The following is an 11,758-nucleotide window of genomic DNA, read 5'->3' as shown; positions in this document are numbered from 1 at the left end:
CAATACACCCCTGCTGGGACGACGAACGACCACCGACGAACGACGAATGTCGCGCTGGTGGTCGTTTGCCCTTCGTCTTTCGTCCTTTGTCTCTCGTCCCTCGCTAACCTTCTAACCTGCAACCTGCAAACCTTCTAACTTCTCCGTGCCTCCGTGTCTCCGTGGTAAAACGTCTCCTTTCCTCCGGCCAATCGAGTATAATACGGCCATGTCAGAAACCCCGCCGGCCACAATCACGATCGATGGCGTCATCCTCTCCCTGGTGATCGAGCGCAAGCGCGTGAAGAACATCAATGCCCGGCTGCGCGGCACCACCCTCGCCGTGAGCGCGCCCCTGCACACGCCCCAGGCCACGCTCGATCAGGTCATTCCCGACCTGGCGCGGCGGCTGGTGCGGCGCGTGCGCGCCCGCGAGATCAATGCCGAGGACGATGCGCTGGCACTGGCGCGGCACGTGGCCGAGCGCTTCCCAAAGCGCCCGAACGTCGATGCCGTGCAGTTTGTGACGACGCAGCAGGCGCGCTGGGGCAGCTACAGCGCGGCCACGCGCACCATCCGCCTCAACGCCGCGCTGCGCGCCATGCCGCGCTGGGTGCTGGAAGCCGTGGTCGCGCACGAGCTGACTCATGTCTTTCATCTCGATCACGGGCCGGGCTTCTGGCGGCTGCTGCGGCAGGTCGAGCCGAATGTCGACCGCGCCGACGCCTTTCTGGCCGGCGTGAGCTGGCTGGGCCACCACTGGGAAACGCTGCCGCCGGTCGAGCGGGCATTGCTGACACGCGCACACGCCTACCTCGACGACGATGGGGGCAGCGCCGAGTAAATATTGGAACCGCAGAGGCACTGCGTGCTCTTGAAAATACGTTTTTTGTATACAACGGGCAAGATTCCAGGAAGCTAATGTGGCAAGGAGCTTGATGCAAAACTGGCCTGAGCTTCCTGGAAGCTGAGCGCAAAGAAATTTATTTTACAGAGGCACTGCGCGCACCGAGATGAGCATGAACACAACCATGCCATCATTCTCGCCGCGCCCCTGTGGTGAATAATGTAGGAGCGCATCTTTCCTATGAGCGAAACCGCCACTTCCAACCCACTGCGCGCCGGCCTGCGCATGCAGCGCACGCCCGAGCCCTGCACCGTCGTGATTTTTGGCGCGACCGGCGACCTGACGCACCGCAAACTGGTGCCCGCGCTCTACAACCTCCAGCGCGAACGGCTGTTGCCGCCCGGCTTCAGCGTGGTGGGCTTCGCCCGGCGCGACTGGAGCGACGACTTTTTCCGCGACTCGCTGCTGAACGACGCCAAAGAATTTTCGCGCAGCGGCATCGAGCCGGCGCTGTGGGATAGCTTCGCCCAGGGCGTGAGCTATGTGCAATCGTCATTTGACGACCCGGCCGGCTACCAGCACCTCGCCGAGCGCCTGCGCGAGCTGGACGAACAGCGCGGCGCGAGCGGCAACCGCCTGTTCTACCTCTCAACGCCGCCCGAATCCTACGCCACGATCATTCAGCAGCTTGGCGCGGCCGGGCTGGCGCGCTCGCCCGGCGAAGGCTGGACGCGCATCATCATCGAGAAGCCGTTTGGCCGCGACCTGGGCAGCGCCCGCGCGCTCAACGCCGAGGTGCATAAAGTCTTCGGCGAGGCGCAGGTCTATCGCATCGACCACTACCTGGGCAAGGAGACCGTACAGAACATCCTGGTGTTCCGCTTTGCTAACGGCATTTTCGAGCCACTGTGGGACCGTCGTTATGTCGATCATGTCCAGATCACCGTGGCCGAAACGGTGGGTCTGGAAGGGCGCGGTGGCTACTACGAGCATGCCGGCGCGATGCGCGACATGGTGCAGAACCACCTGATGCAGCTGCTCACACTCACCGCCATGGAGCCGCCAATCGGCTACCGCGCCGACGCCGTGCGCGACGAAAAGGTGAAAGTGCTGCGCGCCATCCGCCCAATCGCGCCCGAGCAGGTTGAGCAGTTTACCGTGCGCGGGCAGTATGGCCCCGGCACGGCGGGCGGGCAGGCAGTGCCGGGCTACCGGCAGGAAGAAGGCGTCGCGCCCGATTCCAACACCGAAACCTACGTGGCGCTGCAGTTCTATATCGACAACTGGCGCTGGGCCGGCGTGCCCTTTCTGCTGCGCACTGGCAAGCGCCTGCCCAAGCGCGTCAGCGAGATCGCCATTCAGTTCCGCTCCGCGCCGCTGATGTTGTTCGACAGCGGGCCGCTCAGCGATATCGAGCCGAATGTGCTGGCCATGCAAGTGCAGCCCGACGAAGGCATCACGCTGCGCTTCGACTCGAAAGTACCCGGGCAGGTCAACCAGATCCGCCCGGTGACGATGGACTTCCGCTACAACGCCGCGTTTGGCGTGGAGTCGCCCGAGGCCTACGAGCGCCTGCTGCTCGACGCCATGCTGGGCGATTCAACCCTGTTCACGCGCAGCGACGAAGTCGAAGCCTCGTGGTCGCTGATCACGCCAATTCACCAGGGCTGGGCGCAAACGGCCCCGCCCGCGTTCCCGAATTACGATGCCGGCACATGGGGGCCAAAGGCGGCTGACGCATTGCTTGGCAAGGAATGGCGCGCGTGGCGGCGGCTGTAGCCGCGCGGGCGTGGCCGTGGGAGATGCGATTGCCGAACGATGTGCCCGGAGTGTAGTCTGTTTCGCAGAGGGAGTGGGAGTCTGTTATGGGAGTTCTTGGCGACGTGGCGGTTGGCCCGATTATCGCGTTCGGCGGGCTAATCGCCGGCCTGTTCATTTTGTTTCCAATCATCCTGGTCGAAGGCGTGGTGATGTGGCTGATGAAGTGGGGCTCGATTGGCCTGGCCCTGCGCGACTCGGCGCTGGCGAATATCGTCTCCACAGTCATTGGCGTGATCGGGGCATTCCTGTTCTATAACACCCTGTATAGCTGCACCGTGCAGGTGAGCGCCGATGGCGCACAGCGCGCCGAACAGTGCGGCTTTGCGGTTTCGCCGCTGCTGGGGTTTGTGCTTGCTGGCATCGCGTCGATTCTTATTGAGGGCATTTTCCTGTTCTACTACCGCAAATTGCCTGCGCGGCTCACCTGGGATGCGGTGATCGCCGCCAATGTCGTGTCGTATGTGCTGTTGGCAGTGGGCGGCATTGTGTGGATCTGGAATTTTACGTAGGGCAGAAGCGCGAACGCGACAACCGACAACCGACCGCTGACAACCAGTTCTTGGTCGGTCGTCCGTCGTCATTCGTCCTTGGTCCTTCGTCTTTCGTCCTCCGCCGTTAGGTGCTGTATGAACCGACGCATCGCGCTTCCGCTTACCCTGGGCCTGGCGCACGGCGCCGCCGACGGCGCGGCTGGCTTGCTGCTGGGCGGCTTTGCACCGCGCATGCCGCTGGCGCAGGTGGCGCTGCTGGTGCTGCTTTACAACATTCTGGCCTTTGGCGCGCAGCCGTTCGCCGGCATGGTTGCCGACCGGCTGGAACGCCCGCGTGGCGCGGCGCTGGCCGGGCTGGCGCTGCTGGCTGCCGCGCTGCTGCTGGCCGGGCCGTGGCCGCAGGGCGCCGCGCTGCTGGCCGGGTTGGGATCGGCCGCCTTTCACGTGGGTGGGGGCGCGCTGGCGCTGGCGGCGACACAGGGCCGCGCCAGCGGACCGGGCGTCTTTGCCGCGCCGGGCGTTGTCGGCTTGGCCGTGGGTGGCGCGCTGGCTGCAGCTGGCATCGCTGCCACCGGGCCGGCGCTGGCGCTGCTGGCCGCGCTGGCTGGCGCGATTGCCTGGCTGCCCGCCACCCCGCCCGCCGAAGCAGCCCACGCCGCGCCAACCTTCGAGCCACACGACCTGGTGATGCTGGCGCTGCTGGCCGGCATTGCGTTGCGCTCGGCAGTATGGAGCAGCCTGCAGCTGGTGTTTGCTGGCCGCTGGGATCTGCTGATTGCGATGGCTGTGGCGGCAGCGCTCGGCAAAATCGCGGGCGGCGCGCTGGCCGACTGGCTGGGCTGGCGCCGCTGGGCCACGCTGGCGCTGCTGGCTGCCGCGCCTTTGCTGGCGCTGGGCAAGGATCACACTGTTGCGCTGCTGGCTGGCGCGGCGCTGCTCCAATCGGCTACGCCGGTGGGCATTGCGGTGGCTGCGCGCCTCCTGCCGGGCCGGCCCGCTACTGCCACGGGGCTGGTGCTCGGCCTGGCCGTAGCCGTCGGCGGCTTGCCACAGCTTGGCGGATTTGGCGCGATTCCGAGTTCACCCACGGTGGCGGCTGGCACGCTGCTGGCCGCGGCGCTGGCCGTGTGGTGGGCGCTCGGGCGGCGCGCAGCATCCCGCCGGCCGGAAACTTCCGTATCGCAAGCGAGGCAGCTATGACCACACCCGCATCTCCCGCGCCGCTCAGCGAGCGTTCCGCCATTGACATACGCGCAATCGAGCGCGAGCTGAACGCCCTGTGGAAACAGGAAACCGACCAGCAGGCCGACCAGCGCCACAGCGTCACACGCACCCGCGTGCTCAATCTCGTGATCGTCACGCGTGGCGGGGCCGAATCTGAGCGCGCCACCGAAACTGCCGCGCGCCTGACGCTGCGCCACCCGCACCGCGCCATCGTCATCAACGCCATGCCGCACGCCCCCGGCGATACGCTGGAAGCCTGGGTGCAGGCGCACTGCACTCTACCGGCGCACGGCCGCCCGCGCGTCTGCGGCGAGCAGATCACCATCGAGGCGCACGGCCCCGCGCTTGACCGCGTGCCCTACACCCTGCTGCCGCTGCTGGTGCCCGACGTGCCGGTGATGCTGTGGTGGATCGCGGGCGAGCCATTCGACGACCCGCGCTTCGCCAAGTTTGGCGACATGATCAACCGCGTGGTGGTGGATAGCGCAACCTTCGACGCGCCCGAGGCCGGGCTCTCCAAAATGGCGGAGCTGCTGGCCGGCGGCATGCACATCAGCGACCTGTCGTGGAGCCGGCTGACGCCCTGGCGCGAGCTGACCGCCCAGTTCTTCGACGCGCCCGCCCAGGTCGCGCACCTCGCCGAAATCACCGGCGTCACGATCGACTACGAGGCGCAGGCCAGCGGCAGCGACCGCAGCCAGGCGCTGCTGCTGGTGGGCTGGCTGGCGGCGCGGCTCGGCTGGCGCGTCGCAACTCCGCTGCTCGACGATGGCGACGCCTCGAGCGTGCGCCTGCGCCGCCCCGATGGCGGTGCGGTGCTGGCCACCCTGCGCCCGGCCGCGCCCAAGGACGACGCGCTCGACCGGCTGGCGGCGTTGCGGCTGGATGCCCCGCGGGCCACCTTCAGCGTCGCCCGCGACGTCGTGCCGAACTGCGCAGTCGCCCGCGCCGAGGTGAGCGGCATCCCCGCGCTGGAGCGCCGCGTGCGCCTGGAGCGCCAGAGCGAAGCCGACCTGCTGGGCGAAGAGCTGCGCCTGCTCGGCCACGACCAGACCTTTGCCGAGTCGGCGGCGATTGCGGCGGAAATGTTGGGAAAAGGGAGGTAGCGCGCGTGCGCTGCGCCTCGGCTCATGCCCCGCAGCGCCCACGCTCCACGCGATCACGCGCTCCTATTGCAAAGGCCAGATCAGTTGAGCCACAAAGCGCACAGAGCGCACTGAGTTTGGTTTTACTGCTCAGTGATCTCGGTGTTCTCTGTGGCTCATTCATTTGGCTCTTGGCGGTAAACGCGGCGGCTTCAGTCCCACGCGATCACGCGCTCGTTCCCTCCAGCGGCGCAATCGTTTCTTCGCCAAAGCGCTGGCCTGGGGTTAATTGCGCCACCACGCTGTCGCCCGCAAACTGGCAGCTTAGCGTATAGTGCAGCGGCAGGGCATAGTGCCGCACATCGAGCAGCAGCGTATCGGGCGCGCTCCACGCCGCCGCCGCACTCTCTTTCGGAAACGTCGCCGCATTCATCATTGGCGTGCCGGGGAAAAACGCCGCCGTCGCGCCGGTTGTGCCGGGCCGCCACACGCCACGCCCCAGCTCAACCGGGTAATCAACCCCTTCTTTGCGCACCGTCAGCGTGCAGTAGCCGGGCGCAAACGCAAAACCGAGTGCCTCAACGCCAGTCGGGTGCGGCGCAAGCGTAAATACCTTCCCATCGAGCGCGCGCTCCAGTGGCGAAATACTTTCCCCTGCCGGCAGCGGCGCCACCAGCCCGCCCACGACATCGGCCAACGCGGCCTGCGCCGCCGGGTTTTCTGGCATCGGCGCGGAACCAAACGCTGGCAGCAAATGCTCCCAGATCAAGTTCAGCGGCTCCTGCATATCGCCCAGGCCCGACGTGATCGCAATCACGACATCGTGCTCGGGTATGACCACGCAATACTGCCCGAACGCGCCATCGCCGCGATAGGCGTTGTGGTGGCAGCGCCAGAACTGGTAGCCATAGCCCTGCTCCCAGTCGCTCACGCCCGCATTGCCCTCGTCGCCCGAGTAGGTTTGCTTGCGCGTGGCCTGTTCCACCCACCCCGCGTCGATCAGCTGCTGGCCACGCCACGCGCCGCGCTGCAGGTACAGCTGCCCAAAGCAGGCAATATCCTCGACGCGCGCGCTCATGCCCCAGCCGCCAGTGTTGACGCCCTGCGGGTCTTCCATCCAGCCCATGCCTTCCATGCCCAGCGGCGCAAACAGGCGCGGCCCCAGATAGTCGATCAGCTTCTGGCCAGTCAGGCGCTGCACAATCGCCGAAAGCATATACGTCGCGCCCGTGTTGTACAGGAAGAACGTGCCCGGCTCGCGCGCCACCGGGAACGAGAGGAATTTGCGCGCCCAGTCGCCATCGGGCGATTGCACCATCTCCCAGGTTGTATCGAAATCGTGGCCGGTGGTCATGCTCAGCAGGTGGTGCACGCGCATTGCCGCCAGATTTTCGCTCACGTCGGCGGGCAGCAGCTCGGGGAAAAAGCGCGTCACCGGGTCGTCGACGCTGAGCAGGCCTTCGGCCACGGCCATGCCCACCGCGCTGGATGTGAAGCTTTTCGAAAGCGAAAATAGCACGTGCGGCGCGGCCGGCTCGTAGGGCTGCCAGCTTCCTTCGGCAATGACGTGGCCGTGCCGCAGCAGCAGAAAGCTGTGGTGCAGGCGAATTCGTTCGTCGGCGGCGCGCAGCCAGTGCGCAATCGCAGCCGAGTCAACGCCCTGCGACTCGGGCGTCGCGCGCGGCAGGCGGGATGATGGGCTCATGGTTGCTTCTTTCTACCAGTGTGGAATATGGGGAGGAGGAAGGGACGAAGGACTGAGAGACGAAGGACCAAAGATGAAGGACGAAAGGATCGTGAGGCAATCAATGAGCAAAGGCACACGTTCACGCACAATTGCTCTGTCTGCGTAATCTGCGTAATCTGTGGACTGTTCCTGCCACCCAAAGGCTTAGAAGGCAGCGATCGCCATTTGCAGCATCTTGATCGCCGCCAGCAGGCACAGCAGCGCAATCAGCGCCACCGGCCCCCACACGCTCAGCAGCGTCAGCGCGCGCTCAGCCGGGCCGGGGCGGTCCGGCCGGAAGCCGGGCACCACCTGTGCCTGTGTCGCATTCGCGCCGCCAAACAGCGCCAGCGCGCCCACCACCAGAAAGGCCAGCGCCGCGCCCAACACAATCAATGCGCCAAGAATGATCATCGCCGTCTCTTTCTAGACTTCTCGCTGCCCGTATAGCTGCAAAAAGCCGATAGTTTGCCACAAAGACACGAAGACTCAACGTTTTTTATGTTGCCTTGGGTGTGAGGGATCTGTCTGCGGCGCGGGGCTGAAGCCACCACGCTACCAAGCGACGCCCGCTGAAGCGGGCTTGGATGTGGTGCATAGAGAGCCCGCTTCAGCGGGCTTTGTCAATGTAGCCCGGTCGTTTACGGCCGGGCGTAGCGCGAGACAAACGTTGCACAAAAAATCCATCTCACCCTATTACCTTCGTATCTTCGAGTCTTTGTGGCGAGATCGGTATTCTTCTACCCCGCCAGGTCGGCCACCGACTGGCGCACCACCAGCTCGCACGGCAGGATGTGGTGATCGAGCGCGTGCTCGCGTTGCAGCGCGGCCACCAGCACCTCGGCGGCCAGCACGCCCTTTTCCTCTACCGGCTGGCGCACCGTGGTCAGCCCCGGGCGCATATAGTGCGCGTCGGGCAGGTCGTCGAAGCCCACCACCGACAGGTCGCGTGGCAATTGCAGATTTTGCTCGATCGCGGCTTCCATCGCGCCAATCGCAATAATGTCGCTCATTGCCACAATAGCGGTTGGGCGCTGCGGGCCATCCCACAGCTGCGCAAAGGCGGCGCGCCCGCCCGCCCAGCTGGTTGGCGCTTCGATCAGCTGCACCTGCGGGCCGTCGAGCGCGAGGCCATAGGCATCAAGCGCGGCGCGGTAGCCGCCCAGGCGCGCGGCCAGCGTGCCGGTGTATTCCTCGGTATGCCCGCCCTTGCCCGACTCAATCGCCACAATCGCGATCTGGCGGTGGCCGCGCGCAAGCACATGCTCCATCGCCATCTGCGCGCCGCTGCGGTCGTCGACATTCACGCTCAGCACGTCGGCGGGCGCTTCGCTATCAACCATCACAAACGGCACGTCGCGCCGCCGCATCAGCTGAATTTCGCCGCGGTCGACTTCCAGGCCCACCACCACAAAGCCATCGACGGTGGCGTGCGGAATAGCCTTCATCATCGAGCCCCACAGCGGCGGCACCAGCATCAGCGTCAGGCCCACGCGCCCGCACACATGCCCCATCCCGCGAATAAACTGCGCGTAGAACGGGTTCGCCAGCGCGGTCGCAATGTCTTGTGGCAGCAGCAAGCCCAGCGCATTCGTGCGCCGCGTGGTCATGCTGCGCGCAATCGGGTCGGGCGTGTAGCCCAGGCGCTCAGCGATCTCGCGGATGTGGCGCACCGTCGCAGGCGCGAGCTGCGTCGGGTCGTTAAACGCAAACGACACCGCCGTCTTCGAAACGCCCGCTTCTTTCGCGATCTGGGAAATAGTGACTTTTGCCATGCTTGCTCCTGTCGCGCCATTATAACACGAGCCCGCCGCCAGGCCCGGTACACGATACACAATCGTAGCGCGTATGGCTATGGCCTTGCCCGGCGTGCTATGATGCATGTGCCTGCATCTTTATTCTGGCCGCCAGCGCAAAACCCGCCGCGTTGGCTCTATTGCGCGATGTTGGCAGCAAAGCTATAGATCGCGCCACCAATGCACATGCGCAACCCACTCTTCTCACCCACAGCGCTCGCCGCCGCCAGCATGGCGCTTGTTTGGGCAGCTTCCGAAGCCAGCCCCATCCCGCGCCGCATCGACGCATCCCTGCCCAGCCTGGTTACTTTTGTTCCACTTCAAACTGCCACGCCAACGCGCACACCCACGCGCACGCCCACGCCGGTCAACTTCGGCAACCTGGTGTGGGATGATCGCGACGCCGACGGCGTGCAGGATGCTGGCGAGCCTGGGCTGGCCGGCGTACAGGTACAGCTTTGGAACGGCGCAAAAACGCAATTCATCGCAAGCACTACCACCAACTTCAACGGCAACTACACACTGCAATCGGCCGGGCCGGGCCAGTTTCGCATTCGCGTGCTGCTGCCCCATTCGAACGATCATTTTTCGCCGAAAGACGCCGGCAGCTCCGACCTCACCGACAGCGATATCAACCCTGCCGGCACCGATCTTGGCTTTACCGACATCTATACGATTGCGTCGAACGTCATTAGCATCTCCAGCATCGACGCGGGCATTGTCGTGTATCGGCCGCCCACGCCAACCCGCACGCCAACCCCCATCAACATTGGCAACTTTGTGTGGAACGACACCAACGCCAATGGCGTGCAGGATGCTGGCGAGCCTGGCCTGAACGGCATTACCGTGCAGCTCTGGAATAGCGCCAAGAATGATCTCATCGATAGTGCAACCACAAACGCAAACGGCAATTACTCGCTCATCGCGCCCGTGCCCGGCGATTACCGGGTGCGCGTGCTTCTGCCAGGCGGCGCCGGTTTCGCGCCCAAAGACGTGGGCGGTTCCGACCTTGCCGATAGCGATATCAACGCCAGCGGCATCGATTTTGGCTTTACCGACGTTTTCACGCTTGCCTCGAATGTCATCAGCATCTCCAGCAAGGATGCTGGCCTGATCCACGTGCCGGCCACGCCCACAGCCACTGCAACCCGCACGCCCACAGCCACTGCCACTCGCACGCCCACAGCCACTGCCACTCGCACGCCCACCGCCACACTTACCGGCGCCAGCCCACTGTCACCACGCGTGTACATCCCGCAGGCGCGGCGCTAGCAAGCCAACAACAGCGCAGGCCGAAACTGAGTTTCGGCCTGCGCTGGGGTGCCACGCGAAATGGCACAGCGTGTATTTCGCTCAGGAAGGCAGTATCTGCGTCATCTGGAATCCTTCTCTTAGCGCCGCGCCATTGGAATGTACACCGGATTCAGCGCCGACGAATAGTCAACCGGCAGGTCGCTGCCATTCACAATGCCCAGCCGATTATTAGTGGCATAGATTTGCGGGGTGATGCCGGGGAACACCGTGCCGATCTGACCATTACCAAGCTGGCGCACCACTATCTCGCTCAGCACCTTGCGAAAGTCGGTGGTGATCTTCAAATCCGCGTGCTGATCGAGGTTTTCATCCTGCAATCCCGGCCACGCACCGTAAACCTTGCCGCCGTTCACCTGCCCGCCCAGCACCAGCATCACATTGCCGTGGCCGTGGTCGGTGCCGTTGCTCAGGTTTTTGCCCAGGCGGCGGCCAAATTCGCTCATCACCACCACGGTGAGCTTGCTCTGGAAGGCGGCCAGGTCGTTGTAAAAGGCGTTCAGCCCCTGCGAGAGCGCCGCCGAAAGCTGGTAGAACGGCCCCCAAGTGTCGTTCACGCCCTCGCTTTCGTGGTGGTCCCAGCCGCCAAAATCCACCGTCGCCACGCGCAGTCCCACATTCAGCTTGATCATTTGCGCGACCGTCTGGAGCGAGTCGCCAAAGCTGCCGCTTGGGTAGGTCGTCGTGGGCGTATAGTCGGCGGTGCCGGCCAGCGCGCGGATGGTTTCGATGGTGCGCTTGCCGGCGGCATGCAGCGGGTCGCTGCCGGTGTAGAAGCCGCTGGCGGTGTTGAGCATGGCGTTGTGGTAGCGCGCGTCGTTGTTGTTGGTATAGAACCACGAGCCACTCAGGCTGTAGCTGCCCGGGTCGGTGGTTGCGACGGCGTCGGGCTCGCCCAGCAGCGAAACCGGCGTGGCGGGCGCAGCCGCCAGCGTTGGCAGCGTGCCGTCGGGCTCGACACACTGGAGGTGGCGCGCCAGCCAGCCGCTCGACATGTTTTTGTTGTCGGGCGTGCCGCGCTCGATATAGTCCATGGCGTCGAAGTGGCTGCGCGTGTCGTTGTCGAGGCCGCAGGCGTGCACAATCGCCAGGTGCCCGCCGTCGTACAGCTCCTTGAGCGGCGCGGCATTGGGGTGCAGGCCCACATTGCTGTCGAAGCTGGCGTTTTTTGGGTTGATTGGGAGCGCGCCGCTCACCGCAATGCCGCCTTTAGTCGGGTCGCCGCGCTTGGCGATGTAGATCGGGTTGTCGTAGGGCGCGACCAGGCTCAGGCCGTCGCAGCCGCCGCGCAGAAACACCGTCACCAGAATATGATCGTTGGCGGCTGCCGTGCCGGTGGCGTGCGGGCCGGCAAACACCAGGTTGCCCACGCGCCCGCCCGCCATCGACGCAATTGCCGCGCTACAGCCCACCAGAAACTGCCGTCGTGATGCCACGATTATGCTCCTTCTTACGCAGGTTTCAGCAGCGAGGCTTCA

The 11,758-nt window shown here is 65.0% G+C and carries 10 protein-coding genes; 6 read left to right on the top strand and 4 right to left on the bottom strand.

Translation table 11 applies throughout. The annotated features are described in order from the left end of the window. The first annotated feature begins 208 nt into the window (after nt 1–208). The 5 genes from M1P90_RS26825 (at nt 209) to M1P90_RS26805 (ending at nt 5,468) form a co-directional block, all read left to right on the top strand. On the top strand, nt 209–823 hold the full coding sequence (locus M1P90_RS26825; RefSeq protein WP_483698685.1) for a M48 metallopeptidase family protein: 615 nt from the start codon (nt 209–211) through the stop codon (nt 821–823). Nucleotides 824–1,066: 243 nt separating this feature from the next. Beyond that, a complete protein-coding gene (zwf, locus tag M1P90_RS26820; RefSeq protein ID WP_483698683.1) occupies nt 1,067–2,605 on the top strand; it encodes a glucose-6-phosphate dehydrogenase in 1,539 nt (512 codons plus the stop codon). A gap of 86 nt (nt 2,606–2,691) precedes the next feature. Next, entirely contained in the window at nt 2,692–3,156 is a 465-nt protein-coding gene (locus tag M1P90_RS26815) for a hypothetical protein (protein ID WP_483698682.1), read from the top strand. A gap of 117 nt (nt 3,157–3,273) precedes the next feature. Next, the gene (locus M1P90_RS26810) at nt 3,274–4,338 is read left to right on the top strand and encodes an MFS transporter (RefSeq protein ID WP_483698681.1); all 1,065 of its coding nucleotides are present in this window, start codon (nt 3,274–3,276) and stop codon (nt 4,336–4,338) included. Further along, the gene (locus tag M1P90_RS26805) at nt 4,335–5,468 is read left to right on the top strand and encodes a glucose-6-phosphate dehydrogenase assembly protein OpcA (RefSeq protein WP_483698680.1); all 1,134 of its coding nucleotides are present in this window, start codon (nt 4,335–4,337) and stop codon (nt 5,466–5,468) included. The genes M1P90_RS26810 and M1P90_RS26805 overlap by 4 nt, the downstream gene beginning before the upstream one ends. Before the next feature lie 205 nt (nt 5,469–5,673). Here the strand turns inward: M1P90_RS26805 and M1P90_RS26800 are convergent, their stop codons facing one another. The 3 genes from M1P90_RS26800 to M1P90_RS26790 all read right to left on the bottom strand — a co-directional run bounded on the left by M1P90_RS26800 (nt 5,674) and on the right by M1P90_RS26790 (nt 8,948). Further along, nucleotides 5,674–7,152 (bottom strand): serine hydrolase domain-containing protein, encoded by a 1,479-nt coding sequence (locus M1P90_RS26800; RefSeq protein ID WP_483698678.1) that lies wholly within the window; start codon nt 7,150–7,152, stop codon nt 5,674–5,676. Between the two features lie 186 nt (nt 7,153–7,338). Beyond that, nucleotides 7,339–7,587, bottom strand: coding sequence for a hypothetical protein (locus M1P90_RS26795; RefSeq protein ID WP_483698677.1), 249 nt, complete (start codon nt 7,585–7,587; stop codon nt 7,339–7,341). Nucleotides 7,588–7,913: 326 nt separating this feature from the next. After that, nucleotides 7,914–8,948, bottom strand: coding sequence for a LacI family DNA-binding transcriptional regulator (locus M1P90_RS26790; RefSeq protein WP_483698676.1), 1,035 nt, complete (start codon nt 8,946–8,948; stop codon nt 7,914–7,916). Nucleotides 8,949–9,155: 207 nt separating this feature from the next. Here M1P90_RS26790 and M1P90_RS26785 point away from each other — a divergent pair, with 207 nt between their 5' ends. Continuing rightward, nucleotides 9,156–10,241 carry an SdrD B-like domain-containing protein gene (locus tag M1P90_RS26785; RefSeq protein WP_483698675.1) on the top strand — a complete coding sequence of 362 codons (1,086 nt, stop codon included), beginning with the start codon at nt 9,156–9,158 and terminating at the stop codon, nt 10,239–10,241. Nucleotides 10,242–10,360: 119 nt separating this feature from the next. Here M1P90_RS26785 and M1P90_RS26780 read toward each other — a convergent pair whose 3' ends face one another. Next, nucleotides 10,361–11,716 carry a DUF1501 domain-containing protein gene (locus M1P90_RS26780; protein WP_483698674.1) on the bottom strand — a complete coding sequence of 452 codons (1,356 nt, stop codon included), beginning with the start codon at nt 11,714–11,716 and terminating at the stop codon, nt 10,361–10,363. Nucleotides 11,717–11,758 lie beyond the last annotated feature (42 nt).

It is taken from the genome of Kouleothrix sp. 19917 (assembly GCF_057073505.1).
The sequence above is the reverse complement of the archived record's forward strand: the minus strand, read 5'-3'. Positions and strand labels throughout refer to the sequence as shown.

Bases quoted from the DNA above. Each gene is read 5' to 3' on its own strand.
- M1P90_RS26825 (WP_483698685.1), top strand. From the start codon at position 209: ATGTCAGAAACCCCGCCGGCCACAATCACGATCGATGGCGTCATCCTC.
- zwf (WP_483698683.1), top strand. From the start codon at position 1,067: ATGAGCGAAACCGCCACTTCCAACCCACTGCGCGCCGGCCTGCGCATG.
- M1P90_RS26815 (WP_483698682.1), top strand. From the start codon at position 2,692: ATGGGAGTTCTTGGCGACGTGGCGGTTGGCCCGATTATCGCGTTCGGC.
- M1P90_RS26810 (WP_483698681.1), top strand. From the start codon at position 3,274: ATGAACCGACGCATCGCGCTTCCGCTTACCCTGGGCCTGGCGCACGGC.
- M1P90_RS26805 (WP_483698680.1), top strand. From the start codon at position 4,335: ATGACCACACCCGCATCTCCCGCGCCGCTCAGCGAGCGTTCCGCCATT.
- M1P90_RS26800 (WP_483698678.1), bottom strand. From the start codon at position 7,152: ATGAGCCCATCATCCCGCCTGCCGCGCGCGACGCCCGAGTCGCAGGGC.
- M1P90_RS26795 (WP_483698677.1), bottom strand. From the start codon at position 7,587: ATGATCATTCTTGGCGCATTGATTGTGTTGGGCGCGGCGCTGGCCTTT.
- M1P90_RS26790 (WP_483698676.1), bottom strand. From the start codon at position 8,948: ATGGCAAAAGTCACTATTTCCCAGATCGCGAAAGAAGCGGGCGTTTCG.
- M1P90_RS26785 (WP_483698675.1), top strand. From the start codon at position 9,156: ATGCGCAACCCACTCTTCTCACCCACAGCGCTCGCCGCCGCCAGCATG.